The sequence below is a fragment of the Oxalicibacterium sp. genome (genome assembly GCF_057353965.1).
The window spans coordinates 1-26,590 of sequence record NZ_JBMQZD010000006.1; the positions used below are offsets into that span (position 1 = coordinate 1).

Sequence of the window (26,590 nt, forward strand, 5' to 3'; positions counted from 1 at the left end):
CTCGCGGCTTGCGCCGCTGCACTTCCATCAAACGCCCACACTTATCGGCTGTTAATTTTTAAAGAACCTGTTCTGCCCTGCCTTTATTTCAGCAGCGCTGCGAAGCGTTTTGTTCGTCAGCAGCAGAGAAACGAGATTATGAGGCGTTTTTTTGTCGCCGTCAACAACTTTGTTCAAACTTCTCAACAAACTTGCGTGACGCTTACTGCAAAAAACCACCTCGACATCCCAACCAAAAATTCCGGACTCATCAGCGTCAAGCGCTTCGATCAACCTTCTTTTTCAGCCCCGTCTCGCGACGGGAGCCGAACTATAGCAAAGACCGTTTCGACTTGGCAAGCGGTTCCGCAAAACTTTTTGCGAAAAAGAAAAACGGCCCGCACATGGCCGGCCGTTTCTCGAATTCCGTCTTGTTGTTTTCTTGTCGTTTATCGGTGATATCCCGTTACCAACTCGACTTCATTTTTCGATCCTAGAAAAACCGCCACACGCTGATGCAGCTTTTCCGGCTGAATATCGAGGATGCGCTGCTCGCCATTCGTCGCGGCACCACCCGCTTGCTCGACCAGCATCGCCATCGGATTAGCTTCGTACATCAAACGCAGCTTGCCCGGCTTGTCCGGTTCACGTGCATCGGCCGGATACATGAAGATGCCGCCGCGGTTCAGGATGCGATGCACGTCCGCCACCATCGAGGCGATCCAACGCATGTTGAAATCCTTGCCGCGCGGGCCGGTGGTGCCGGCCAGCATTTCATCGACGTAACGCTTGACGGGCGGATACCAATGACGTGCATTCGAGGCGTTGATGGCAAATTCCTTAGTGTCGGCCGGGATCTGCATGTCGCGCTGCGTCATCACCCATGCGCCCATTTCGCGATCCAGCGTAAAGGAGTGCACGCCGTTTCCGGTCGTCAACACGAGCACCGTTTGCGGACCGTACAACGCATAGCCGGCCACGACCTGTTGCGCGCCCGGCTGCAGGAAATGCTCTTCCTTCGGCGTCGTCGTGCCGTCCGGCGCCTTCAGTACGGAGAAAATCGTGCCGATCGAGACGTTGACGTCGATATTGCTGGAGCCGTCCAGCGGATCGAACAGCAGCAGGTATTCGCCTTTCGGATAGCGATTCGGGATCGGATGGATGGTTTCCATTTCTTCCGATGCCATCGCCGCCAGATGGCCGCCCCACTCATTGGCTTCCAGCAGGATCTGGTTGGAAATGACGTCCAGCTTCTTCTGCACTTCGCCCTGCACGTTCTCGCTGCCCGCCGTGCCGAGCACGTCGCCCAGCGCCCCCTTGCCGACCGAATGGCTGATGGTCTTGCAGGCACGCGCCACGACCTCGATCAGCAGGCGCAATTCGGACGGAATGTTCTTGTGCTCGCGCTGCTCTTCGATCAGATACTGCGTAAGACTGATGCGTTTCATGTTTTCCTTTTTCTTCGTCAAATAGTTACGGCCCGCGCTCACGCACCGGCCAGCGACTTCGTAATCACTTCCTTCAAATCCTTGGACAGCTTGGTGCTGTCCGCCACGCGCTTGAGCGCCGCATGCATCTTTTCGCGCAGTGCCGGCGCATACTTGCGCCAGCGGTCGAGACTGCGCGCCAGACGGGCCGCCACCTGCGGATTGAGTGCATCGAGCGCCAGGACCTGCTCCGCCCAGAATTCATAGCCGCTGCCATCGGTTGCGTGGAAGCGGGATGGATTGCCGTTGCAGAAGCTGAAGATCAGGCTGCGCGCCCGATTCGGATTCTTCAGCGAGAATGCCGGATGCTTCATCAGCTCGCGGACAGCCGCCACGTCGGTCGTGCGGGCCATCGCCTGCAGCGAGAACCATTTGTCGATCACCAGCGGCTCCTGCTCGAAATCGCTGTAGAAGCGTGCCAGTGCCGCGGCCCTGCTCGCCGCCCGGCTGTTCGCCAACGCTGCCAACGCCGCCATGCGGTCGGTCATGTTGTTGGCATTGTCATACTGTTTTTGCATCAACGCATGGACTTCGGCGTCGTCGAGCTCCCCAAGATAGGACAGCGACAAATTACGCAATGCGCGTTTGCCGGCCGATGCCGCATCTGGACTGTACGGTCCATTCACCGCATTATCGCGATAGGCATTCAGCAACGCCGGCCGCAACGAATTTGCCAGCGACTGGCGCAGGAAACGCCGTGCTGCATGAATCGCCTGCGGATCGATGACATCCATCTGTTCTGCAACGACGGTTTCAGCCGGCAGATTCAGCGCCGTTTCGCGGAAAGCCGGATCGAGCGTGTCGTCCTTCAACGTGGCCGAGAAACTTTCTGCCAGCGCGTCATCCACCTGCAAATCGTCGCCCGATTGCGCCAGCGAGGTCAGCGCCAGCAAACGGCGCATGGCCAGACGCTGACCGGCTTCCCAGCGATTGAAGGCATCGCTGTCGTGCGCCATCAGGAACGCCAGCTCGTCATCGGTATAGTCGTATTCCAGCACCACCGGCGCAGAAAAATTGCGCAGGATCGACGGCACCGGTTTTTCCATCACGTTGCGGAACAGGAATGTCTGCGAACGCTCTTTCAGTTCCAGCACGACCGTCGTTGGCTGCTCTGTCGAATCACCCAGCGACAAGGGCATGTCGCGCCCTTTGCCATCCAGCAAACCGACCGAGACCGGAATCAGGAACGGCCGCTTTTCCTCCTGGCCGGCCGTCGGCGCACAGCTTTGCACCAGCGTCATTTCATAGGTGTACGCATCGGCGTCGTAGCGCGTCGTAACGGACACGCGCGGCGTGCCGGCCTGATCGTACCAGCGCTCGAATTGCGCCAGCTCACGGCGGTTGGCATCGGCCATCGCCGCACGGAAATCGTCGCAGGTGACGGCCTGTCCGTCGTGCCGCTCGAAATACAGATCCATGCCCTTGCGGAAGCCATCGCGGCCGAACAGCGTCTGGTACATACGCACAACTTCAGCACCCTTTTCGTAAATCGTGACCGTATAGAAGTTGCTGATCTCGACGAAGGAATCAGGCCGTACCGGATGCGCCATCGGGCCTGCGTCTTCCGGGAACTGCGCCTGCCGCAGCACGCGTACATCGTCGATGCGCTTGACCGCACGGCCGCTGTCGGTGCCGATCATGTCGGCCGAGAATTCCTGGTCGCGGAAAACCGTCAGACCTTCCTTCAGCGACAGCTGGAACCAGTCGCGGCAGGTGACGCGGTTGCCGGTCCAGTTGTGGAAATATTCGTGGCCGACCACGGCTTCGATGTTGGCGTAATCGACGTCGGTCGCGATGCGCGGATTGGCCAGCACGTATTTCGTGTTGAAGATGTTCAGACCCTTGTTTTCCATCGCGCCCATGTTGAAGTCGCCGACGGCGACGATCATGAAGCGGTCGAGATCCAGTTCCAAGCCGAAGCGCTTTTCATCCCAGCGAATACTGTTGATCAGCGAATCCATTGCATGCTGCGTCTTGTCCAGATTGCCTTCCTCGACCCAGACCTGCAGCAACGCCTCGCGGCCGGACTGCAGCTTGATACGCTCTTCCTGACAGACCAGATCGCCGGCAACCAGCGCGAACAGATAGGACGGCTTCTTGAACGGATCTTCCCACAGCGCGTAATGGCGGCCGTCACCCAGGTCGCCCTGTTCGATCAGGTTGCCATTGGACAGCAGCACCGGGTATTTGCGCTTGTCGGCGCGCAGCATGACCTTGTACTTCGCCATCACATCCGGACGATCGGGGAAATAGGTGATCTTGCGGAAGCCTTCTGCCTCGCATTGCGTAAAGAAATTGCCGTTCGAGACGTACAGCCCCATCAGCGAGGTATTGCGGTCCGGCCGGATCAGCGTTTCGATTTCCAGCACGACGTCGTCCGGCGCGGACGGAATGCGCAGCACGCCCTGCTCCAGCTGATAAGCGCGTTTGGTCAATATCTTGCCGTTCATGCGCAATTGCACCAGCTCGACCTCATCGCCGTACAGCGTCAACGTGCGGTCCGCAACGGCGTGATTGCGTTCGAACACGATGCGGGTCGCTACGCGCGTCGCAGCCGGGTCGAGATCGAAACCCATCTCGACGGTGCTGACCCAATGGCTTGGCGGTGTGTAGTCTTTACGGTAAATCGCGGCGGGGGTATCGGTGCGCATGGGAACGGTCTCGCAATGGCGTGAGCAAAATGGCATTTTACCCAAACGCCGGGATTGAAAACGGAATCAGCCAGTCTGACGCAAGCGGCGGCAAGCCTGCATTAGGACTATTGCAATAGCGATCGGTTCGCTCGCGGATACGGCTTTCCTGTGGGTTACAAAATGTAACGGCAGATTTTCGCAATACGGCTATGCTAGTCGTATTGCACAAGGAGATGGTAATGCGACGCTGGTTATGGATGGCAACGATATTGTCGAGTCTGCTGTTGAGCGGCTGTGCGTCGTTTGTACGCAGCGACGTGGTGGCCTTCCACGACTGGCCGGCCGAGATGCCGAACAAGGTCTATGTTTTCGACCGCACGCCTGAGCAACAGAACAATCTGGAATACCAGAGTTACGAAAATCTGGTACGCGCCGAATTGACCCGACTGGGCTTCGTCGAAGCGCAAAATCCGCGCGCTGCAATCCTCAAGGTGTCGATGCATTACAGCATCAATGGCCGCGACGTGCGCGTCGTGGAGCCGGTCGTCGATCCTTACTGGCCGTATGGCTACGGTTATCCCTACTACCCATGGCGCGGCTATTACAGCCCCTATTATTACGATCCGTTCTGGTACGGCCCGCCGGTCACGCAATACCGCGAGGTGCAATATCAGGTCTTCAGTCGCCAGTTGAACGTGCTGATCACACGGGTCAGGGATGGCAAGAAGCTGTACGACGTGACGGTGGACAGCGACGGTGGCAACGGCTCGCTGGCGTTTGCGATGCCTTACATGGTCAAGAGCGCCTTTTCGGAGTTCCCGGGCCGCAGCGGCGTGCCGCACCGCGTGAAACTGGAAATTACCGACAAGCCGGCAGCGGCGAACGACAAGGTGCAAACGGAACCGGCCTCGGCCAGCGCCCCGGCAAACAACTGATCGCAAACCGATTCCGGAAAGAAGAAGAACGAAACGGCGGCCTGCACATGCAAGCCGCCGTTTTCATTTCAACCGGGCCAGCCGGATTTGTCCAGCAGGTTCAGGTGTAATAAGCCAACGAACCGAACGTCACCGCCACAACCATCAGCACGGCAAACGCCAGCAGCAGCAACAACCGGCCGAACTTCGGTGAACCATCGGCACCGGACGGCTGCTCTTCCGGATGCTGCATCGGGTTTTCTTCGACAGGCATATCGGCTTTCTGCATCATGCGCTCCTCAGGGAATCAGAATGGTCGAGCCGGTGGTCTTGCGCGCTTCCAGATCGCGATGCGCCTGCGCTGCATCCTGCAACGCATAGCGCTGGTTGACCTCAATACCGATCTTGCCGCCTTCCACCATGCCGAACAGTTCTGCTGCCATCATCTCCAGATCGTCACGCCGGGCGGTATAGCTGAACACCGATGGCCGCGTGATGAACAGCGAGCCGCGCGATGCAAGCTCATTCAGGCTGAACGGCGGCACCGGACCGGAAGCACTGCCGTAGCTGACCATCATACCCAGCGGCGACAGGCAATCGAGCGAATCGGTGAACGTGTCCTTGCCGACCGAATCGTAGACGACCGGTACGCCTTCGCCGTTGGTGATTTCCTTCACGCGCTCGACGAAATTCTCCTTGCGGTAGTTGATCACGTGCACGCAGCCGTGCCGCTTCGCCAGTTCGGCCTTTTCGTCGGAACCGACGGTACCGATCATCGTTACGCCGAGCGCACGCGCCCACTGGCAGGCGATCAGCCCGACGCCGCCGGCTGCCGCATGGAACAGGATCGTCTCGCCGCCCTGCAGACGGAAGGTGCGACGGAACAGGTACTGGACGGTCAGCCCCTGCAGCATCATGCCGGCCGCGATGTCGAAATCGATGGACTTCGGCAGTTTGACGAGAATCTTTGCCGGCACCGTGCGCCACTGCGCATACGCGCCCGGCGGATGGCCGGCATACGCGACGCGATCGCCTGGACGGATGTGCGTGACATCCGGCCCGACCGCATCGACCACACCAGCACCTTCCATGCCGATACCGCCCGGCAGCGACTGCTTGTACAGGCCGGTGCGGAAATAAACATCGATGTAGTTCAAGCCGCAGGCCGCCTGCCGCACCAGCGCCTCGCCCGGCCCCGGCGGCGGCACGTCGACATCGACGTACTCCATCACCTCGGGACCGCCGTTCCTTTCTATCCTGATCGCTTTCATGAAGATCTCGCTTTCCAGAAATCGTGCCGGCACACATTCTGACCGAATCAGAAGGTTCCCGGATAGGCCCCGCCGTCGATCAGCAGATTCTGACCCGTAATGTAGCCGGCATGCGCACTGCACAGGAAGGCGCAAGCAGCACCGAACTCGTCGGGCGTGCCGAAACGCTTGGCCGGGATCGCATTGCGCCGCTTGTCGCCGACTTCTTCAATCGACTTCCCGGTCGCCTGCGAGGCGGACGAAAAGATCGCGGCCAGCCGATCGGTATCGAAGGCACCCGGCAGCAGGTTGTTGATCGTCACGTTATGCGCGACCGTGCGGCGCGCGAGTCCCGCGACAAAACCGGTCAGGCCGGAACGCGCGCCGTTCGACAAACCCAGCGTATCGATCGGCGCCTTCACCGCGCTTGACGTGATGTTGACGATACGGCCGAAGCGCCGCGCGATCATGCCATCGACAGTCGCCTTGATCAGCTCTATCGGCGTCAGCATGTTGGCATTCAGCGCCGCGATCCAGTCGTCGCGCGACCAGTCACGGAAATCGCCCTGCTTCGGTCCAGCGGCGTTGGTGACGAGAATATCCGGCTGCGGACAGGCAGCCAGCACCTGCGCACAACCGTATCCCAAGCCACGGCTGGCGCCACAGACCAGCGCCGTCTTTCCTCGTATGCCAAAATCCATCGTCGTCTCCTAGGTCTTTTTCTTCGATAGCAGATAAATGCCGCACAGCACCAGCACGGTGCCGGCGATCTGGATGCCGGTAATCGGCTCGCCGAGAATCCATGCAGCGAGAAACAAGATGGACACCGGCCCGATCATGCCCGCCTGCGATGCAGTCGGTGCGCCGATGCGCTGCACGGCGATCATCGTCAGGAACACCGGCAGCACCGTACAGAAAAACGCATTGAATGCCGACAGTCCGTAGACCGCCATCGGCTGTACCAGCATGCTCGCCGGCCGCAACAGAAAGAACTGCAGAATGCAGACTACGCTGGATACGCACATCGCATAGGCAACCAGCCGCATCGTGCCGACGCGCTTGAGCAATTCGCCCGACAGCAGCAGATACCACGCATAGGAAAGCGCAGCGCCCAGTACGAAAGCGCTGCCAAGTGCGACGTTGGCCCCACCCAGTCGTGCGTCGTGCACGAAGACCAGTACGGTACCCGCATATGAAATCGCAAGCGCCGTCCATTCCAACACGCTGATTTTCTTCTTCAGCAGGAAGACTGAAATCAGCAGCACGAAGGACGGCGTCAGAAACAGAATCAGGCGTTCCAGGCCAGCCGTGATGTACTGCAGGCCGAGAAAATCGAGAAAGCTGGAAAGGTAGTAGCCGAGCAGGCCAAGCAGCACGATCTGCCCGCGCTCGCGCCCGGTCAAAGGCAGTGATTGCCGCGCCTGCCAGAATGCAATCGCGGCGAAGAACGGCAGCGAAAACAGCATGCGGAATGCGATCAGCGTGACGGCATCGACGTCATAACGGTAGATCAGCTTGGCGACAATTGCCTTGGCGGAAAACAGCACGGCACCGGAAATGGCAATGGCTAGGCCGACCAGTAATTGTCTGCGTGCGGAAGAAGAGGAAGGATCGGCCATGCGGCGATTGTAGCGGCAGCCGGATTTCCCGGCTGGAAGCCGCCAACAGCGCCGAAAACAGCCGGAAAACGTCAGGTCAGAACAGATGACCGAGCTTGATCGCCTTGGTCGTCAGATAGCGTTCGTTGTGCGGATTGCGCGTGACGATCAGCGGCACGCGCTCGATGACCTTCAATCCCAGTTGCTCCAGCGCGGTGATCTTGCGCGGATTATTCGTCATCAGGCGCAGCGCCGAAATGCCGAGATGCTGCAGCATCGGTTGGCACAGCTTGTAGTTGCGCTGGTCAGCCTTGAAACCGAGCTGTTCGTTGGCTTCCACCGTATCGGCGCCGGCATCCTGTAATTGATAGGCGCGGATCTTGTTGACGAGGCCGATGCCGCGTCCTTCCTGACGCAGGTAGAACAGCGCGCCGCGCCCTTCTTCAGCGATCATCCGCAGCGCCGCTTCCAGTTGCGGGCCGCAATCGCAGCGCAGGCTGAACAATGCATCGCCGGTCAGGCATTCGGAATGGATACGCGACAGCACCGGTTCGCCGTCGGCGACGTCACCCAGCGTGATGGCGACATGCTCCTTGCCCGTTCCCGGCTCGACGAATGCGTGCAGCCTGAACGTCGCCCACGGCATCGGCAGATTGCACGAAGCGACGTAGTCGAGTTCAGATCCGGGGATATCCGCACTGGCGGCGGGGGCAAGGCTGGGTTTCATGGCGCAACGATATCATCATCAATCAAGGGCCGCCGAACGACGCGCCGCTACCGAAAAGTCGATTCCGGCAGCGACGCATTTTTGGCGAAAGACGAAGGATATCAGGCCGGCAGCAATTCGTTGATAGCCTTGTTTGTCTGTTCCAGCGCTTTTTCGACACCGACCGCGCCCATCGCCAGGCCTTCGCTGTGAATGAAGGTCACATCCTTCAGGCCGATAAAGCCCAGCACGGCGCGCAGATAGGTTTCATGGAAATCCATCGCTGCCGCCGGTCCCTGGCTGTAGACGCCGCCGCGCGCGGTGAAGATATAAACTTTCTTGCCGTTCAGCAGGCCGACCGGACCGTTCTCGCCGTATTTGAACGTCACGCCGGCACGCGCCACCTGATCAATCCAGGCTTTCAGGCCCGATGTGATCGAGAAGTTGTACATCGGTGCGCCAATGACGATGACGTCGGCATCGAACAGTTCCTGCACCAGCGTTTCGGACAGTTTGACGATCTCGCTCTGCTCGGCGCTGCGCTGCTCCGGCGCGGTGAAGAAGGCGCCCAGCGTCGTCTCGGTCAGATGCGGCGGCGGATTGATCGCGAGGTCGCGCTCGACGACGACGGCGCCGGCTTCCCTGGCTTTCCATTTGGCGATGAAGTCGCCGGTCACCTTGCGCGAGATGGAATCGTTACGGCGCACACTGCTGTTGATGTGAAGAATCTTGGTCATGATGGGCTCGCTTTCTTTCTCTGTTGCTTCCGTTGATGTTTGCCGCGTCTGGATCGACCGGCATTCCTTGTTCAAACACATTGCTGTGTCGTTGCAAGCATCGTAGGCCAGGTTTAATATTCAGAAAACCCACTTTATTTAACTCATTAGTATCGATTTTTTAGATATGAGAGATCCCGGCCTTCCTACACTGGACCAGCTGCGCGTCTTCGTCGCTGTCATCGACTGCGGCAGTTTTTCGCGGGCAGCAACGGAATTGCACCGTACGCAATCAGTCATCAGTTACACGATTGCCAACCTCGAAGCGCAATTGAACGTCGCCCTGTTCGATCGCAGCAAGCGCAAGCCGACGCTGACCGAAGCCGGCAAGGCGCTGCTGGCCGACGCGCGTACCGTCGGCATGAAGATCGATGCAATGCGCGCCCGCGCGAAGATGATGTCGCTCGGGCTGGAAGCGGAAGTATCGATCGTGGTGGATGTGATGTTTCCGAACTGTCAGCTGGTGCAGGCGCTGAAAGCCTTCCAGCAGGAATTTCCGACGGTCGGCCTGCGCCTGCGCATCGAAGCGCTGGGCGCGGTCAAGCATCTGGTCAGCGAGCGCATCTGCCAGATCGGCATCGCCGGCCCGATGCTGGATTTCCCCGACATCTTCCAGGCCCAGCAACTGGGCTACATCACGATGATTCCGGTCGCCGCGCCATCGCATCCGCTGGGGCAGATGCAAGGCGTCATTCCGACCGAAGTAGCGCGCGACTACACGCAACTGGTGCTGACCGATCGCAGCCAGCTGACGGCGGGGCAGAATTTCGGCGTGGTCGCGCTACGCGACTGGCGGCTCGGCGACCTAGGTGCCAAGCACATGCTGCTGCTGAATGGATTGGGATGGGGATCAATGCCGGAAGAAATGGTACGCGCCGACGTCAAGGAAGGCCGGCTGGTGCATCTGCAACTGGAACATTTGACTGCCGGCCAGTATTCGCTGCACATGATCAATCGTACTGACGACGCTCCCGGTCCGGCAGGACGCTGGCTGATGCGCTACTTCCTCGATCACGCGGCGGACCTGTCGGCCGCGCTTCCCGCCGACATGCAGCCGCGCCGGCGCGGCTGAAGAAGCGAAACCGAATCAGCGACTATCCGAGAATTGCATCGGCGCTATCGATGCATGGAAAACAAGATGCGGCGGTACATGCACGACAAGGCACGCAGGCAACACGCACGATACCGCCGGACTTTATCGCTTCAGGATGGAACCCAAAACGCCGCGGATGATTTCGCGTCCCACCGTCGAGCCTATCGTGCGCGCCGCCGATTTCATCATCGATTCGACGACGGTATCGCTGCGACGGCTTTTGCTGCGTCCGGTACGGCTGCCGGTACCGTTGCCGAACACACTACCCAGCATGTCGCCGAAACCCTCATCGGATTCATCGTCCTGCGAAGCGGAACGGCCGCCTTTAGCCGACGATGCATCTGCATCGGCATCCTTGTCCGCCATTTTTCCCGCCACGCGACCGCGCAGTTTTTCGTAAGCCGATTCGCGGTCGACGGCCTTGTCGTAGATACCCGCCACTACCGATTTGGCCTTCAACGCATCGCGTTCGGCTTCGGTCAGCGGACCGATCTGCGAAAGCGGCGGCAACACGAAAGCACGCTCGACGATGGACGGCCGTCCTTTTTCATCCAGGAAGGAAACCAGCGCCTCGCCGACGCCCAGATCGGTGATAGCCTGTGCGGTATCGAGCTTGGGATTCGGACGGAAGGTCTCGGCTGCCGCCTGCACCGCCTTCTGGTCGCGCGGCGTGTAGGCGCGCAGGGCATGCTGCACACGATTGCCAAGCTGGCCCAGCACCGTATCGGGAATATCGAGCGGATTCTGCGTGACGAAATAGACGCCGACGCCTTTCGAGCGGATCAGCCGCACGACCTGCTCGATCTTCTGCAGCAGCGGCTTCGGCGCTTCGGCAAACAGCAGGTGCGCCTCGTCGAAAAAGAACACCAGCTTCGGTTTCTCGAGATCGCCGACTTCCGGCAGATGCTCGAACAGTTCCGACAGCATCCACAGCAGGAAGGTGGAATACAGCCTCGGCGCATTCATCAGCTTGTCGGCCGTCAAAATGTTGACGACGCCGCGTCCGTTCGCATCGGTCTGCAGCAGATCGTCGATGTTCAGCATCGGCTCGCCAAAAAACTTGTCGCCGCCCTGCTCGTCGATGCCGATCAGCGCGCGCTGGATCGCGCCGATGCTGGCGGCGGAAATGTTGCCGTATTCGGTCTTGAATTGCGCCGCGTTGTCGCCGACGTGCTGCAGCATCGCGCGCAGGTCTTTCGTATCGAGCAGCAGCAGACCGTTGTCGTCGGCGATCTTGAAAACCAGTTGCAGCACGCCCTGCTGCGTATCGTTCAGATTCAGCATGCGCGCCAGCAGCAGCGGCCCGAGATCGGAAATCGTCGCGCGCACCGGATGGCCCTGTTCGCCGTACACGTCCCAGAACGAGACCGGCGCGCCGTGCCATTCGGGCTCCGGCAGACCCAGCATGTCCAGCCGTTCCTTGATGCGCACATTGGATGCGCCGGCCTTGCCGATACCGGACAGATCGCCTTTGACGTCAGCCATGAAGACCGGCACGCCGATATCCGACAATTGCTGCGCCAGCGTCTGCAGCGTTACCGTCTTGCCAGTGCCGGTGGCCCCGGTGATGCAGCCGTGGCGATTTGCCAGCGCCGGCAGCAGATGCAGTTCCTGTTCCTTGTTCTTGGCGATCAGCAGTGGGTTCGGCATGGTCTCATCCGTGTCGGATAGGTGGTTAGTGAGGCATTTCGCCTCATTTTGGCAGGCAGGCGATATGTTAAAATCGCGGTCTCATTATAGCCAAGAGTGGCTGATAAAAATCGTCGATGGCAAGGCGTGCCGGCGCAGACAGCAAGCATGGTCGGCAGGCTGGCGCAACGCCGCAAGCAGCGATTTTTTTTACCGGCCACGTAACTCATCTGGAAAGAAATTCGTCATGGCAGGACACAGCAAATGGGCCAATATCCAGCATCGTAAAGGCCGTCAGGATGAAAGACGCGGCAAGATCTGGACCCGTTTGATCAAGGAAATCACCGTTGCCGCACGCATGGGCGGCGGCGATCCGGCATCCAACCCGCGCCTGCGCCTGGCCGTCGACAAGGCCTTCGACGCCAATATGCCGAAAGACAACGTCACGCGTGCGATCCAGCGCGGTACCGGCACGCTCGATGGCGTCAACTATGAAGAAATCCGTTACGAAGGCTACGGCATCAACGGCGCCGCCATCATCGTCGACTGCATGACCGACAACCGCGTGCGCACGGTGGCGGAAGTACGCCATGCCTTCTCCAAGTTCGGCGGCAACATGGGCACCGAAGGCTCGGTCGCCTTCCTGTTCAACCATGTCGGCCAGTTCCTGTTCGCGCCGGGCACCGATGAAGAAAAACTGATGGAAGCCGCGCTCGAAGCCGGCGCCGAAGACGTGGCAACGGATGAGGAAGGCGGCATCGAAGTGCTGTGCCCGCCGAATGATTTCGCTACCGTCAAGGATGCGCTGGAAGCGGCCGGCTTCAAGGCCGAAGTGGCCGAAGTCGTGATGAAGCCGTCGACCGAAACCGTGTTCGAAGGCGACGACGCCGTGCGCATGCAGAAACTGCTGGACGCACTGGAAAACCTGGACGACGTACAGGAGATTTATACGAACGCCGTCATCAACGAAGCATGAAAACGGTGCAATAGAAAGCGGACAGGTTCCGCTTTTTTCTTGTATCGCATCCTTGCAGACGGCTTTTTAAACAACGCGCGGCATGCACGCCGCTTCGATCAGGCAGCAAACATCTCATGAAAATTCTGGTAGTCGGCTCAGGCGGCCGCGAACACGCCCTCGCATGGAAACTGGCGCAATCCGAACGCATCCAGATGGTCTATGTCGCACCCGGCAACGGCGGCACGGCACTGGACGGCCGCCTGGAAAACGTCGCGATCACCGATCCGGCCGCGCTGGCCGAGTTCGCGAAGAAGGAAAACATCGCGCTGACCGTGGTCGGCCCGGAAACCCCGCTGGCCGCCGGCATCGTCAACATCTTCCGCGACAACGGCCTGAAGATCTTTGGCCCCACGCGCGAAGCCGCACAACTGGAAAGCTCCAAGGATTTCGCCAAGGCCTTCATGAAGCGCCACGACATCCCGACCGCCGAATACCAGACCTTCTCCGATTTGCAGGCCGCGCACGACTATATCGACGCCAAGGGCGCACCCATCGTGATCAAGGCCGACGGCCTGGCTGCCGGCAAGGGCGTGGTGGTCGCGATGTCGCGTTCGGAAGCACATGCGGCAGTCGACATGATGCTGTCGGACAACAAGCTGGGCGACGCCGGCGCGCGCGTCGTCATCGAGGAATTCCTCGACGGCGAGGAAGCCAGCTTCATCGTCATGGTCGACGGCAAGAACATCCTGCCGCTGGCGACCAGCCAGGATCACAAGCGCCTGCTGGACGACGATGAAGGCCCGAACACCGGCGGCATGGGCGCCTATTCGCCGGCGCCCATCGTCACACCATCGCTGCATGCGCGCGTGATGCGCGAAATCATCCAGCCGACCGTGCAGGGCATGCACAAGGACGGCATTCCGTTCACCGGCTTCCTGTACGCCGGCCTGATGATCGACGACAAGGGCAATCCGAAGACGCTGGAATTCAACTGCCGCATGGGCGATCCGGAAACGCAGCCGATCATGTCGCGCCTGAAGACAGATCTGGTCGCCGTGATGGAACATGCCGTCAACGGCACGCTGGACAGCATCGAACTCGAATGGGATCGCCGCACCGCGCTGGGCGTCGTGATGGCCGCGCACGGTTATCCGGAATCGCCGCGCAAGGGCGACCTGATCACCGGCATCGCCGCCGAAACGCCGGACAGCGTGACCTTCCACGCCGGCACCGTGCTGGAAGGCGAAAAGCTGAAGACTTCCGGCGGCCGCGTGTTGTGCGTGGTCGGCCTCGGCGACAGCGTGAAGATGGCGCAGAAAAAAGCCTACGAAGCAGTCGACCAGATCCATTTCGACGGCATGCAGTTCCGCCGCGACATCGGTTGGCGCGCGCTGAAGCGTCCTTGATGCGGTCTTGATGCAGTCTGATGCACGCCACTCGCTTCTTCGCTGCATGATTCGTCGTTTTCTGCCACGCGTCGCACCGCTTCTGCTGCTGACGCTGCAAACGACGATGGTGCATGCAGCGGACGATGCAACGGTGGGCGATACAAAAAGAGGCCGCACCGCCTTCGCCAAATGCGCAAGCTGCCATGAAGTCGGCCGCGCGGCGCATGGCGGTTTCGGCCCGCAGCTGAACGGCATCGTCGGCCGGCAGGCGGGCGCCACCAGCGATTTCCGTTATTCGGCCGCGATGAAGCAGGCCGGCTTCGTCTGGACAGAAGACAAGTTGCGCGCCTTTCTCAAATCGCCCGACGATGTCGTGCCCGGCAACAAGATGCGTTTCTGGGGATTACGCAGCGACCGCGAAATCGACGATCTGCTCGCCTATCTGCGCACCTTTCCGCCGCTGCCACCGCGCAAACCGCGCAAGCACTAAGACGGCGCCTCCCGCGAACGCACATGGCGCAGAGTAAAATCCGCTGAACCCACCATCCAGATATCCATGACTTCTCCTGATACTGCCGCCGTACGCAACTATCTGCAGGGCCTGCAGACACGCATCGTCGTCGGGCTGGAACAGGCCGACGGCAAACCCTTCCTGACCGACAGCTGGCAGCGTCCCGAGGGCGGCGGCGGCATTTCGCGCATCATCGAGGAAGGCAATGTGTTCGAACGCGGCGGCGTCGGTTTCTCGCATGTGCTGGGCAGCAACCTGCCACCGTCGGCAGCCGCCAACCGGCCGGAACTCGCCGGTCGCAACTGGGAAGCGATGGGCGTGTCGCTGGTGCTGCATCCGCGCAATCCGTATGCGCCGACCGTGCACATGAACGTGCGCTGCTTCGTCGCCACGAAAGAAGGGGCGGAAGCCGTCTGGTGGTTCGGCGGCGGCATGGACCTGACGCCGTATTACGGTTTCGACGAAGACGCGCAGCATTTCCATCGCATCTGCCGCGATGCATTGCAGCCCTTCGGCGACGATCTGTACCCACGCTACAAGAAGTGGTGCGACGACTATTTCTACCTGAAGCATCGCAAGGAACCGCGCGGCGTCGGCGGCATCTTCTTCGACGACCTGAACGATGGCGGCTTCGACCGCTGCTTCGCCTTGCAGCGCAGCGTCGGCGATGCCTTTCTCGATGCCTATCGGCCCATCCTGCAGCGCCGCAAGGACGCGTCCTACGGCGAACGCGAACGCGATTTCCAGGCTTACCGCCGCGGCCGCTATGTCGAATTCAACCTGGTCTTCGATCGCGGCACGCTGTTCGGCCTGCAGTCGGGCGGCCGCACCGAATCCATCCTGATGTCGATGCCGCCCATCGTCAAATGGCGTTACGACTGGCAGCCGGAAGCCGGAAGCGCGGAAGCGCGGCTGTATTCCGATTTCCTGATTCACCGCGACTGGATCTGACGTGACGCAGACATCCCATCGCCGCTGCATCGTGCTGCTCGGCGGCAGCTTCGATCCGGTACACAACGGCCATGTCGCACTGGCCGATTACTTCGTGCGCTTGCTGCAACCGGACGAACTGCGCATCATCCCGGCCGGCAATCCATGGCAGAAACACGGCCTGCAGGCTTCGGCCAGCGATCGCGTAGCCATGGTGCAACGCGCATTCAATACGCAAAGTGTGCCGATCCTCATCGACCGCCAGGAAATCGAACGCGACAGTGCCACCTACACCATCGACACGCTGCGTGCGGTACGCGCGGAGTTGGGCGAGGATATTTCTCTCGTATTCTTGATCGGCGCCGATCAGTTGCAGCATCTGAATACCTGGCAACAATGGGAACAGATGTTCGACTATGCGCACATCTGCGCCGCCTCGCGCCCGGGTTTCGCCATCGATGCCGGCCATGTGCCGCAAGACGTGACCCAGCAGTTCGTAACCCGCGCCGGCACGCCGGACCGGATACGTGCCACACCGCACGGCCTGGCCTATCTCGCGACGGATCTGGAAGTCGACATTTCCGCCACGGCAATCCGCGCCGCCCTGCAGCGCGGCGAACGCCCTGATACTCTGGCCCCGGCCGGGGTGCTAGACTATATCGAACAACATCATCTCTACAGAAACTAATGGATATCAAGAAACTGCAAGCTCTGGTCATCGACGCGCTGGAAGACGTCAAGGCACAAGACATCAAACTGTTCGACACCGTGCACATGACCAGCCTGTTCGACCGGCTCGTGGTGGCATCGGGTACCTCGAACCGCCAGACCAAGGCGCTCGCCGCATCGGTACGTGACAAGGTCAAATCCAACGGCGGTGATATCGTCAGCATCGAAGGCGAAGACACCGGCGAATGGGTGCTGGTCGATCTGGGCGACATGATCGTCCACATCATGCAGCCGGCCATCCGCGCCTACTACCGCCTGGAAGAAATCTGGGGCGACAAGGAAGTCAGCCTGAGCGTGGCAAAGCGCGGTGCGAAGGAAGAAACGGCAGCCAAGAAAACCGCACGCAAATCGGCGGCAAAGGAAGACACGGAATCGGCGGCAAAGCGCAAGGCACCAACAAAGCCCGCCGCGAAGAAAACCCCTGCCAAGAAAGCTGCAACCAAAACAACAGACGCACCGGCAAAAAAGGCAATTGCGAAGAAAGTCGCAGTCAAGGCACCGGCCAAGAGTGCAGCAAAAAGTGCAGCCAAATCTGCAGTGAAGCCAGCAGGCAAGACCGTCGCGAAAAAAGCGACAACAAAAACGGCAGCGAAAGCGCCGGCAAAAAAAGCCGCCAAGAAGTAATCGGTAAACTGAATCGTCAACCTGATCGGATGTTTCCATGCAGTTGGTAATCGCGGCAGTCGGCCACAAGATGCCCGCGTGGATAGAAAGCGGCTTCGGCGAGTATGCGAAGCGCATGCCGCCTGACTGCCGCATCGTCCTGAAGGAAATCAAGCCGATCGAACGCTCCGGCAGCAAAACCGCCGAGACGGCGATGGCGCTGGAGCGGACCAAGATCGAAGCAGCCGTGCCAAAAGGCGCACGCATCGTCGCGCTGGACGAGCGCGGCAAGGATCTGACTTCGGTGCAACTGGCGCAGCATCTGACGCAATGGCAACAGGACGGCCGCGACGTCGTCTTCGTCATCGGCGGTGCCGACGGCCTCGATCCTGAATTCAAGCGCAATGCCGACATGCTGGTGCGTCTTTCCAGCCTGACGATGCCGCATGGCATGGTACGCGTGCTGCTGGCGGAACAACTGTACCGCGCATGGTCGATCACGCAGAACCATCCGTATCACCGTGTGTAGACGCGCGGCACGAAATACACGGAATGCACAGACGGACGAAACAGCGCACGCAGCCGACATGAACCCATGAAGCCGATCCAGCAGAAAATCTATCTCGCCTCCAAAAGCCCGCGCCGCCGCGAGCTGCTGCGCCAGATCGGCATCGATTTCGAATTGCTGTTGCTGCGCGATCAGACGCCACGCGGCCCGGAAGTCAGCGAAGAAGTATTGCCGAACGAGCGCGCCGAAGACTACGTTGCCCGCGTGACGCTGGAAAAGGCGCAGTTCGCGCAAAAGACGATGTGGTGGCGCAAGCTGCCGTCGCGCCCTATTCTTGCCGCCGATACCACCGTCGTGCTGGACGGCCGCATTCTCGGCAAACCGGCCGACGAAGCCGAGGCAATCGAAATGATGCGCGCACTTTCCGGCCGCACGCACCAGGTGCTGACGCACGTCGCCGTGCTGCACGAGGATCGCACCCATCAACTCACGCAACGCTCCGATGTCGCCTTCGCGACGCTGTCGGATGTCACGATACGCGCCTATTGCGCGACCGCCGAGCCCTACGACAAGGCCGGTGGCTACGGCATTCAGGGCCAGGCCGCGCTGTTCATCCAGGATATTGCCGGCAGCTATTCGGGCATCATGGGGCTGCCGCTGTACGAAACCGGACAATTATTGAAGCAGGCTGGCCTGCACATCCTATGAGCGAAGTCATTCTCGTCAACGTCACCCCGCAGGAAACCCGCGTTGCCCTCGTGCTGCAGGGCGCGGTACAGGAACTGCATGTCGAACGCACGCTGTCGCGCGGCATGGCGGGCAACATCTATGTCGGCAAGGTCGTGCGCGTGCTGCCCGGCATGCAGTCGGCCTTCGTCGATATCGGCCTGGAACGCGCCGCCTTCCTGCACGTGGCCGATATCTGGGATGCGCGGCCGCACGCCGGTCCGCCGTCGTCGCCGCTGCCGATCGAGCGCATGCTGCACGACGGCCAGACCATCACCGTGCAGGTCATCAAGGACCCGATCGGCACCAAGGGCGCACGGCTGTCGACACAGATTTCGATCGCCGGCCGCATGCTGGTCTACCTGCCGCAGGAATCGCACATCGGCATTTCGCAGCGCATCGAGAACGAAGCCGAACGCGAAATGCTGCGCGAAAAGGTGCAGAACCTGATGCAGCCCGGCGAAAAAGGCGGCTTCATCATCCGCACGATGGCGGAAGACGCCTCCGACGCCGACCTGCAATCCGACATCGAATACCTGCGCAAGACCTGGAGCAACATCACGCAGATGGCAAAAACGCGCCCGGCGCCGTCGCTGCTGTATCAGGATCTGGATCTGGCGCAACGCGTGATGCGCGATTTCGTCAACGACCAGACCGCGATCATCCAGGTCGACTCGCGCGAGAATTTCCTGAAACTGAAGGCATTCGCCGAAATCTACACGCCGTCGGTATTGTCGAAACTCGTGCACTACCCGGGCGAGCGCCCGCTGTTCGACCTGTACGGCGTCGAGGAAGAAATCCAGCGCGCGCTGGGACGCCGCGTCGACCTGAAATCCGGCGGCTACCTGATCGTCGACCAGACCGAGGCGATGACGACGATAGACGTCAACACCGGCAGCTTCGTCAACGGCCGAAATTTCGACGACACGATCTTCAAGACCAATCTCGAAGCCTCGCACGCGATCGCGCGGCAGCTACGGTTGCGCAATCTGGGCGGCATCGTCATCCTCGATTTCATCGACATGGAAAACGAGGACCACAAGACCGCCGTGCTGAACGAACTGAACCGCGCGCTCGCGCGCGACCGCACCAAGGTATCGGTATCGGGGTTCTCCGCGCTGGGCTTGGTGGAAATGACGCGCAAGCGCACGCGCGAATCGCTGGCGCACATCCTGTGCGAACCCTGCCCCGCCTGCGGCGGCAAGGGCCAGGTAAAGACCGCGCGCACTATCTGCTATGAAATCCTGCGCGAGCTGACGCGCGAAGCCAAGCAGTTCAATCCGCGCGAATTCCGCATCCTCGCTTCGCAGGTCGTCATCGACATGTTCCTCGAGGAAGAATCGCAGCATCTGGCGATGCTGAGCGACTTCCTCGGCAAGCCGATCTCGCTGCAGGTGGAAACCGTCTATCACCAGGAACAGTACGATGTGATTCTGCTGTAATCACGTTCCGCTGTATTTCTTCTATATCTCTGCTGCATCCCGATGCAGCAACAATCAAGCTATCTGAAAGCACGCCATGGCAAAGAAAGAAGAACTGGATGAGGAAACCCTCGCACTGATCAACTGGTGCATCGAGGTGGAAGGCTTTCTGGTGGCCGGCGGTGCGACCGTCGCACAAGCGCAGGAACATATCGAGGAACAGATCGAATGGTTCACCGACCTGTTCTATGACGGCCTGACGCCTGAAGAAGCGGCGAAGGAAGCGCTGGCTTGAGCATTCAAGAACCTGAGCAGTGGAAGACGAACGCAATCCATTCTGATCGGCCTGCCATTCATTCCGAAAACGGCTTCACCCTCTCCCCATTGGCTTGCCGGCAGACAGCGAAGCCGTAGTCGTACCGGAAATCAGTCGGGCTCTTTCGCAAACTGCAGGTGATACAGATTGGCGTACACACCGTTCTGCTCCAGCAGCTGCTGATGCGATCCCGTTTCAACGATGCCACCCTCGGCCAGCACGACGATGCGATCCGCGCGCTCGATGGTCGACAGGCGGTGCGCAATCACCAGCGTGGTCCGGCCGCGCATCAATTCATCCAGCGCCGCCTGCACTGCACGTTCGGACTCCGTATCCAGTGCCGACGTCGCTTCGTCCAGAATCAGGATAGGCGCATCCTTGTAGATCGCACGCGCGATCGCCAGGCGCTGACGCTGTCCTCCCGACAGGCGGCCGCCGTTGTCGCCGATCATCGTCTCCAATCCTTCCGGCAATCCGGCGATCACGTCTTCCAGATGCGCCGCCTTCGCCGCCGCCACGATGCGCGCATGATCCGGCTGCGGATCGCCGTAGGCGATGTTGGCCGCTACCGTGTCGTCGAACAGCACGACATGCTGGTTGACCATCGCGATCTGGCGACGCAGGCTGGGTAGCGCGATGCCGGCGATCGATTCGCCGTCCAGCCGGATTTCGCCTTCCGTCACCGGATAGAAGCCCGGCACCAGATTCACCAGCGTCGATTTGCCGCCGCCGGACATACCGACGAAAGCGACCGTCTCGCCCGGCATCACGGTCAGGTTGATGTCATGCAGCGCACGCTGCTGATGGCCCGGATAGGAGAAACCGAGATTGACGAATTCCAGCTTGCCGGCGGCACGCTGCGTCAGTTCACGACCATCGGTACGTTCCGGCCGCTCGTCGATCAGGCCGAACACCGCTTCGGCCGCCGTCAGGCCGCGCTGCAGCGGGCCGTTGACCTCGGCAATGCTCTTCAGCGGCGACAGCATCATCAACATCGCCGTGATGAAGGCGACGAAGCCACCGACCGTGGTCTGGTTCTGGCCGGACTGAATCAGCGCGATGACGATGACGATGGCGACCGCGCACGACGCCATGATCTGCGTCAGCGGCGTGGTGGCCGCCAGCGACGTCACCATGCGCATCGTGTAGCCGCGCAGCTTGTCGGCGCGCTTCTCGAAACGGCTGCGTTCGTATTCCTGGCCGCCGAAGATCTTGATGACCTGGCTGGCGCGCGCCGTTTCCTCGATCACCTGCGTCAGCTCGCCATTCACCTTCTGGTACTCGCGCGTCAGCCGGCGCACGCGCTTGCCGGTCAGGCGCACGACGGTGGCGATCAGCGGCAGCAGGATCAGCGCCACCACCGTCAGCCGCCAGTTCAGCCACAGCAGATAGGCCAGCAGGCCAAAGACCGTCAGCGTGTCGCGGATCAGCGGCACCAGGATCTTGGTGATCATCTCGATTACCTGCTGCACCTCGAACATCATCGAATTGATGACGCGACCGACCGGATGGCCGTTGTAGAAATTCAGCGGCACGTCCAGCATGCGGTTGAACATCTGCTGCCGCAGCGTGCTCAGCAGGCGCGACGTGATCCACGTCATCGTGTAGTTGGTGGCGAAGGTGGAAATCCCGCGGATGACAAAGATGCCGATGATGGCGACCGGCACCAGCCACAGCGAGAAGCTCGGCTTGCCGGTGAAACCCTTGTCCAGCAAGGGGCGCAGAATCGCGGGGAACATCGGTTCGGTGCCGGCGGTGATGATCATGCCGACGAAAGCCAGCAGCAGGCGGCCCTTGTAGGGCTTCAGCATGCCGAGCAGGCGTTTGATGTGTGCGGGTAACTTCATGGCTTGCGCCTCTCCGTGCGGTCCGTCATGGCGCGGACTCCGTGATTGATATGCATGTCGATGCGCTGGTTCGTATATTTCGTATGTTTCTTGTGCTTCGCATGACGCTTATGCTGTGCGCTCATTCGTAGGCGATCTGCACGTTCTGCTCCGAATACAGATCGATGAGCTTCTGCCGCGTCGTATCGTCGGGGTTGATGCGCCATTGATCGCCCAGGCGCAATTCCGATACACCCTTGGGATTGCTGTACTGCACGATCACCGGGCTGCCGTCCGGCCGCGCCGCAGCCTGCAGCGTCGCCATCAAGGCATTGACGTCGGCCGTGGCCTGCAGCGAGATGTTGATCGACTTCGCGTACTGGATGCGCGCGGCAGCGATGTCCATCACCTTCTCGGCCGTGATGCGCAAGCCGCCGGAGAAGCGGTCTTCCGACACCTTGCCCTGCACCGCGAGGAATTCATCTTCCTTGAACAGGTGACGATTGGCGTCGTAGACCTCGTTGTAGACGGTGACTTCCACCGGTCCGCTGCCATCGTCCAGCGTGGCGATCACCATGCGGCCGCGCTGCGTCATCTGCACGCGCATGCCGGCGATCACACCGCCAATCAGGCGCGGCTCGCGCGACGGCTGCAGATCGGACAAGCGGGTTCTTATAAAGCGACGCACTTCCGGCGCGTAGTAATTGAACGGATGGCCGGACAGATAGAAGCCGAGCGCCGCCTTTTCTTCCGACAATTTCTGCTTCTCGCTCCACGGCGTCGCCTTCACATAATCCGGCGGCGCTTCGTCGCCATCGTCGCCGCCGAACAGGCTGACCTGGTTGGCGGCGGCTTCGGCCTGCTCCGCACATTCCATCGCAAAGCCGACCGATGCCAGCAGGATCGCGCGATCGACGCCGAAGCAGTCGAAGGCGCCGCCGCGAATCAGCGATTCGATGGTGCGGCGGTTGATCTGCTTCTTGTCGACGCGCTTGCAGAAATCGAACAGATCGGTGAACGGTTTTTCCTGGCGCGCGACGATGATCGCATCGATTGCGCCCTTGCCAGAACCTTTGACGGCGCCGAGGCCGTAGCGAATCTGCGTTGCCTTCTTGCCTGCCTCGCCGACCGGTGTGAAGCGGTAATCGGATTGGTTCACGTCCGGCGGCAGCATCGTCAGGCCGCAGATATCGATCGCATCCTCGACCAGGATCTTCACCTTGTCGGTGTCGTCCATCGCGAGCGACATGTTGGCTGCCATGAACGCGGCCGGATGATGCGCCTTCAGGTAGGCGGTGTGATACGACAGCAGTGCGTAAGCGGCAGCGTGCGACTTGTTGAAGCCGTAGCCGGCGAACTTCTCCATCAGGTCGAAGATTTCGTCGGCCTTGTCGGCAGACAGATCGTTCTTCGCCGCGCCTTCGCGGAACAGTTCGCGATGCTTGGCCATTTCTTCGGCCTTCTTCTTGCCCATCGCGCGGCGCAGCAAGTCGGCGCCGCCCAGCGAATAACCGCCGATCACCTGTGCCATCTGCATCACCTGTTCCTGATAGACCATGATGCCGTAGGTTTCGGACAGGATGCTTTCGGTACGCGGATCGGGATACTCGAACTTCTCGCCGTGCTTACGTCGGCAGAAATCCGGAATCAGGTCCATCGGACCCGGACGGTACAGCGCCACCAGCGCGATGATGTCCTCGAAGCGGTCGGGCCGCGCATCCTTCAGCATGCCTTGCATGCCGCGGCTTTCAAGCTGGAACACGGCGACCGTCTTGGCCTTGGTCAGCAGTTCGTAGGAAGGGCGATCGTCAAGCGGCAGTTTCGCCAGATCGAAATCGGCCATCGCCGGATCGAGCTGCTTGATGTAGCGCACCGCGCGATCGAGGATCGTCAGCGTGGTCAAACCCAGAAAGTCGAACTTGACGAGGCCGACCGCCTCGACGTCGTCCTTGTCGTACTGCGAGACGACGCCGGCGTCGCCGCCCTGCGTGTACAACGGGCAGAAATCGGTCAGCTTGCCCGGCGCGATCAGCACGCCGCCGGCGTGCATGCCGATGTTGCGTGCGATACCTTCGACCTGCTGCGCCAGATCGAGCAGCTGCTTGACCTCTTCTTCCTTCTCCATGCGCTCGGCCAGCATCGGTTCTTCCTTGATCGCATCGGCGATCGTGACCTGCTTGCCGGGCTTGAACGGAATCAGTTTGGAGAGACCGTCGCAGAACGTGTAATTGAAATCGAGCACGCGGCCGACGTCGCGCACCGCGCCCTTGGCCGCCATCGTACCGAAGGTTGCGATCTGCGACACCGCTTCCTTGCCGTAGCGATCCTTCACATACTGGATCACGCGATCACGGCCTTCCTGGCAGAAATCGATATCGAAGTCGGGCATCGATACGCGTTCCGGATTCAGGAAGCGTTCGAACAGCAGGTTGTACTTGAGCGGATCGAGATCGGTAATCAGCAAGGAATACGCTACCAGCGAACCGGCGCCGGAACCGCGGCCCGGCCCGACCGGCACACCGTTGTTCTTCGCCCACTGGATGAAATCGGCCACGATCAGGAAGTAGCCGGGGAATTTCATCTTGATGATGGTGTCGGTCTCGAAGTGCAGGCGCTCGACGTAGCGCGGCCGCTGCTTCTCGCGTTCGGCCGGATCAGGATACAGATGTTCGAGCCGCGCTTCGAGTCCACGCTCGGCTTCCTGCACGAGAAATTCGTCGATCGACACGCCGTTCGGCGTCGGGAAGTTCGGCAGTTGCGGCTTGCCCAGCGTCAGCACCAGATTGCAGCGCTTGGCGATTTCGACCGAATTGCGCAGCGCATTCGGCATGTCGGCGAACAGTTCGGCCATTTCGGCCTGCGTCAGGAAACGCTGCTGCTCGTTGAAACGCTTGACGCGGCGCGGGTTGGCGAGAATCTCGCCTTCGGAAATGCAGGTACGCGCCTCGTGCGCGGTGAATTCCTCGGCCGACAGGAATTGCACCGGATGCGTGGCGACCACCGGCAGATTCAGCTTGGCGGCCAGTGCGACAGCCTGACGCACGTGGGCCTCCATGTTCGGCTGCCCGGCGCGCTGCACCTCGATGTAGAAATGGCCGGGAAACAGCTCGGCCCAGCGTTGCGCCGCACGTTCGGCGCCAGCCGCATTGCCGTTGTCGATGGCGATGCCGACGTCGCCGAAATGCGCGCCGGACAGCACGATCAGGCCCTTCTGCTCCTGCCGTGCAATTTCTTCCAGCCACTCCGGCCGGATTTCGGCGCGGCCGCGGTGGATATTCGTCAGCCAGGCGCGCGACAGCAGATCGCACAACTGCAGATAGCCGCCATGATTTTTCACCAGCAGCAACAGGCGGAAGGGCTTGTCGCGGTCGTTGTCGTTACTGATCCAGACGTCGCAGCCGACCACCGGCTTGATGCCGCGACCGCGCGCTTCCTTGTAGAACTTGACCATGCCGAACAGGTTGGCCAGGTCGGTGATCGCCAGCGCCGGCTGGCCGTCCTTCGCCGCGGCGTCGATCACGTCGTCGATACGCGTCAGACCGTCGACGATCGAGTATTCGGAATGCAGGCGGAGGTGGATGAATTGCGGGTCTGTCATGGCCGGTATTCTACCGCGATGCCCTCGCGATCCGGCATGCCGGCGCCGGCAAAGTTTATAATGGCGGCTTGCCCTTGCAGACCGGCGATGCCGCTATTGGCCGCATCCCAACCGTTATCCAAATCGCAAGGGCGGTCATCCGAAATACGCGCCATGCAAGCAACTTCCTCATTCGTCAACATCGCTGCCTACAAATTCGTCACCTTCGACGATACGGCGGAAATGCGCCCTGCCTTCCTGGAACAATGCCAATCGCTCGGACTGAAAGGCACGGTGCTGCTGAGCCCGGAAGGCATCAACCTGTTCCTGGCCGGCACGCGTGCAGCGATCGACGGTTTCCTGTCCTGGCTGCGCAGCGACGTGCGCTTTGCCGACATCGAAGTCAAGGAAAGCCTGTCCGACGATCAACCGTTCAACAAGATGCTGGTCAAGCTCAAGCGCGAAATCATCACGATGAAGCATCCGCTGATCAAGCCGGAGGAAGGCCGCGCACCGGCCGTCGACGCGAAGACACTGAAGTGCTGGCTCGACCAAGGCCACGACGACGACGGCAAACCGGTGGTGATGATGGATACGCGCAATGCGTTCGAAGTTGACGTCGGCACCTTCGACAACACGCTGGATTACCGTATCGAGAAATTCAGCGAATTCCCGGACGTTGTCGCGAAGCACAAGGAAGAACTGAACGACAAGACCGTCGTCACCTTCTGCACCGGCGGCATCCGCTGCGAGAAAGCCGCGATCCATATGAAGAACGTCGGTTACGACAGCGTGTATCAGCTGGAAGGCGGCATCCTGAAATACTTCGAGGAAGTCGGCGGCGCGCATTACACCGGCGACTGCTTCGTCTTCGATCACCGCACGGCGTTGAATCCGCAGCTGGAGCCGAGCAGCGTGCCGCTCACCTGCCCTGCATGCAAGAGCGTCGTATCGCCGCGCGAGCAGCTGTCGCCGGCATTCGTTGCAGGAAAATCCTGCCCGCATTGCTGCGACTAAGAAATAAGTAAGCGC

Annotated in this window: 26 protein-coding genes; 14 read left to right on the forward strand and 12 right to left on the reverse strand. The window is 60.5% G+C overall.

Features of this window, described 5'->3' with window-relative positions; all coding sequences use genetic code 11:
• Positions 1–438, forward strand: a 438-nt coding sequence (locus ACO1VH_RS11015) for a hypothetical protein (RefSeq protein ID WP_486244519.1), incomplete at its 5' end; no start/stop codon positions are given.
• Here ACO1VH_RS11015 and ACO1VH_RS11020 read toward each other — a convergent pair.
• Positions 429–1,427, reverse strand: coding sequence for a class 1 fructose-bisphosphatase (locus tag ACO1VH_RS11020; protein WP_486244520.1), 999 nt, complete (start codon positions 1,425–1,427; stop codon positions 429–431). The genes ACO1VH_RS11015 and ACO1VH_RS11020 overlap by 10 nt on opposite strands.
• Positions 1,428–1,465: 38 nt before the next feature.
• Positions 1,466–4,117, reverse strand: coding sequence for an aminopeptidase N (gene pepN / locus ACO1VH_RS11025; RefSeq protein WP_486244521.1), 2,652 nt, complete (start codon positions 4,115–4,117; stop codon positions 1,466–1,468).
• A 221-nt stretch (positions 4,118–4,338) separates the two neighbouring features.
• On the opposite strand from pepN, the gene ACO1VH_RS11030 reads away from it, so the two are divergent.
• Entirely contained in the window at positions 4,339–5,034 is a 696-nt protein-coding gene (locus ACO1VH_RS11030) for a DUF4136 domain-containing protein (protein WP_486244522.1), read from the forward strand.
• 100 nt (positions 5,035–5,134) lie between these two features.
• Here ACO1VH_RS11030 and ACO1VH_RS11035 read toward each other — a convergent pair whose 3' ends face one another.
• The 6 genes from ACO1VH_RS11035 to ACO1VH_RS11060 all read right to left on the reverse strand — a co-directional run bounded on the left by ACO1VH_RS11035 (position 5,135) and on the right by ACO1VH_RS11060 (position 9,304).
• Positions 5,135–5,305 carry a hypothetical protein gene (locus tag ACO1VH_RS11035; RefSeq protein ID WP_486244523.1) on the reverse strand — a complete coding sequence of 57 codons (171 nt, stop codon included), beginning with the start codon at positions 5,303–5,305 and terminating at the stop codon, positions 5,135–5,137.
• 7 nt (positions 5,306–5,312) lie between these two features.
• On the reverse strand, positions 5,313–6,284 hold the full coding sequence (locus tag ACO1VH_RS11040; protein WP_486244524.1) for a quinone oxidoreductase family protein: 972 nt from the start codon (positions 6,282–6,284) through the stop codon (positions 5,313–5,315).
• A gap of 47 nt (positions 6,285–6,331) precedes the next feature.
• Positions 6,332–6,964, reverse strand: a complete 633-nt coding sequence (locus tag ACO1VH_RS11045; protein WP_486244525.1) for an SDR family oxidoreductase — start codon at positions 6,962–6,964, stop codon at positions 6,332–6,334.
• Between the two features lie 9 nt (positions 6,965–6,973).
• The gene (locus ACO1VH_RS11050; RefSeq protein ID WP_486244526.1) at positions 6,974–7,882 is read right to left on the reverse strand and encodes a DMT family transporter; all 909 of its coding nucleotides are present in this window, start codon (positions 7,880–7,882) and stop codon (positions 6,974–6,976) included.
• 76 nt (positions 7,883–7,958) lie between these two features.
• Positions 7,959–8,588 (reverse strand): GTP cyclohydrolase II, encoded by a 630-nt coding sequence (gene ribA / locus ACO1VH_RS11055; protein ID WP_486244527.1) that lies wholly within the window; start codon positions 8,586–8,588, stop codon positions 7,959–7,961.
• A 101-nt stretch (positions 8,589–8,689) separates the two neighbouring features.
• Positions 8,690–9,304, reverse strand: coding sequence for an FMN-dependent NADH-azoreductase (locus tag ACO1VH_RS11060; protein WP_486244528.1), 615 nt, complete (start codon positions 9,302–9,304; stop codon positions 8,690–8,692).
• A 166-nt stretch (positions 9,305–9,470) separates the two neighbouring features.
• Between ACO1VH_RS11060 and ACO1VH_RS11065 the strand changes: the two genes are divergently transcribed.
• Positions 9,471–10,415, forward strand: a complete 945-nt coding sequence (locus ACO1VH_RS11065) for a LysR family transcriptional regulator (protein WP_486244529.1) — start codon at positions 9,471–9,473, stop codon at positions 10,413–10,415.
• Between the two features lie 123 nt (positions 10,416–10,538).
• Here ACO1VH_RS11065 and ACO1VH_RS11070 read toward each other — a convergent pair whose 3' ends face one another.
• Positions 10,539–12,086 carry a helicase HerA-like C-terminal domain-containing protein gene (locus ACO1VH_RS11070; RefSeq protein WP_486244530.1) on the reverse strand — a complete coding sequence of 516 codons (1,548 nt, stop codon included), beginning with the start codon at positions 12,084–12,086 and terminating at the stop codon, positions 10,539–10,541.
• 226 nt (positions 12,087–12,312) lie between these two features.
• Between ACO1VH_RS11070 and ACO1VH_RS11075 the strand changes: the two genes are divergently transcribed.
• From ACO1VH_RS11075 to ACO1VH_RS11120, 10 genes are all read left to right on the forward strand, one after another.
• Positions 12,313–13,041 carry a YebC/PmpR family DNA-binding transcriptional regulator gene (locus ACO1VH_RS11075; RefSeq protein WP_486244531.1) on the forward strand — a complete coding sequence of 243 codons (729 nt, stop codon included), beginning with the start codon at positions 12,313–12,315 and terminating at the stop codon, positions 13,039–13,041.
• Between the two features lie 116 nt (positions 13,042–13,157).
• On the forward strand, positions 13,158–14,429 hold the full coding sequence (gene purD / locus ACO1VH_RS11080; RefSeq protein WP_486244532.1) for a phosphoribosylamine--glycine ligase: 1,272 nt from the start codon (positions 13,158–13,160) through the stop codon (positions 14,427–14,429).
• Positions 14,430–14,535: 106 nt separating this feature from the next.
• Positions 14,536–14,901: a c-type cytochrome gene (locus ACO1VH_RS11085; protein WP_486244648.1), complete on the forward strand. Its 366-nt coding sequence runs from the start codon at positions 14,536–14,538 to the stop codon at positions 14,899–14,901.
• A 66-nt stretch (positions 14,902–14,967) separates the two neighbouring features.
• Positions 14,968–15,873 carry an oxygen-dependent coproporphyrinogen oxidase gene (gene hemF / locus ACO1VH_RS11090; RefSeq protein ID WP_486244533.1) on the forward strand — a complete coding sequence of 302 codons (906 nt, stop codon included), beginning with the start codon at positions 14,968–14,970 and terminating at the stop codon, positions 15,871–15,873.
• A 1-nt stretch (position 15,874) separates the two neighbouring features.
• Positions 15,875–16,540 (forward strand): nicotinate-nucleotide adenylyltransferase, encoded by a 666-nt coding sequence (locus ACO1VH_RS11095; RefSeq protein WP_486244534.1) that lies wholly within the window; start codon positions 15,875–15,877, stop codon positions 16,538–16,540.
• Positions 16,540–17,205: a ribosome silencing factor gene (gene rsfS / locus ACO1VH_RS11100; protein ID WP_486244535.1), complete on the forward strand. Its 666-nt coding sequence runs from the start codon at positions 16,540–16,542 to the stop codon at positions 17,203–17,205. The genes ACO1VH_RS11095 and rsfS overlap by 1 nt, the downstream gene beginning before the upstream one ends.
• Positions 17,206–17,242: 37 nt before the next feature.
• On the forward strand, positions 17,243–17,713 hold the full coding sequence (gene rlmH / locus ACO1VH_RS11105; protein WP_486244536.1) for a 23S rRNA (pseudouridine(1915)-N(3))-methyltransferase RlmH: 471 nt from the start codon (positions 17,243–17,245) through the stop codon (positions 17,711–17,713).
• Positions 17,714–17,779: 66 nt separating this feature from the next.
• Positions 17,780–18,400: a Maf family protein gene (locus ACO1VH_RS11110; protein ID WP_486244537.1), complete on the forward strand. Its 621-nt coding sequence runs from the start codon at positions 17,780–17,782 to the stop codon at positions 18,398–18,400.
• On the forward strand, positions 18,397–19,860 hold the full coding sequence (rng, locus tag ACO1VH_RS11115) for a ribonuclease G (RefSeq protein ID WP_486244538.1): 1,464 nt from the start codon (positions 18,397–18,399) through the stop codon (positions 19,858–19,860). Before ACO1VH_RS11110 ends, rng begins: the two co-directional genes overlap by 4 nt.
• A gap of 76 nt (positions 19,861–19,936) precedes the next feature.
• Positions 19,937–20,134, forward strand: a complete 198-nt coding sequence (locus ACO1VH_RS11120) for a hypothetical protein (RefSeq protein ID WP_486244539.1) — start codon at positions 19,937–19,939, stop codon at positions 20,132–20,134.
• A 131-nt stretch (positions 20,135–20,265) separates the two neighbouring features.
• On the opposite strand, the gene msbA is transcribed toward ACO1VH_RS11120, so the two are convergent.
• From msbA to ACO1VH_RS11135, 3 genes are all read right to left on the reverse strand, one after another.
• Positions 20,266–22,002: a lipid A export permease/ATP-binding protein MsbA gene (gene msbA, locus ACO1VH_RS11125; RefSeq protein ID WP_486244540.1), complete on the reverse strand. Its 1,737-nt coding sequence runs from the start codon at positions 22,000–22,002 to the stop codon at positions 20,266–20,268.
• 121 nt (positions 22,003–22,123) lie between these two features.
• Positions 22,124–25,579, reverse strand: coding sequence for a DNA polymerase III subunit alpha (gene dnaE / locus ACO1VH_RS11130; RefSeq protein WP_486244541.1), 3,456 nt, complete (start codon positions 25,577–25,579; stop codon positions 22,124–22,126).
• Positions 25,576–25,734 carry a hypothetical protein gene (locus ACO1VH_RS11135; protein ID WP_486244542.1) on the reverse strand — a complete coding sequence of 53 codons (159 nt, stop codon included), beginning with the start codon at positions 25,732–25,734 and terminating at the stop codon, positions 25,576–25,578. Before ACO1VH_RS11135 ends, dnaE begins: the two co-directional genes overlap by 4 nt.
• Here ACO1VH_RS11135 and ACO1VH_RS11140 point away from each other — a divergent pair.
• Positions 25,733–26,575, forward strand: a complete 843-nt coding sequence (locus ACO1VH_RS11140) for a sulfurtransferase (protein WP_486244543.1) — start codon at positions 25,733–25,735, stop codon at positions 26,573–26,575. The genes ACO1VH_RS11135 and ACO1VH_RS11140 overlap by 2 nt on opposite strands.
• The last annotated feature ends 15 nt before the right edge of the window (positions 26,576–26,590 follow it).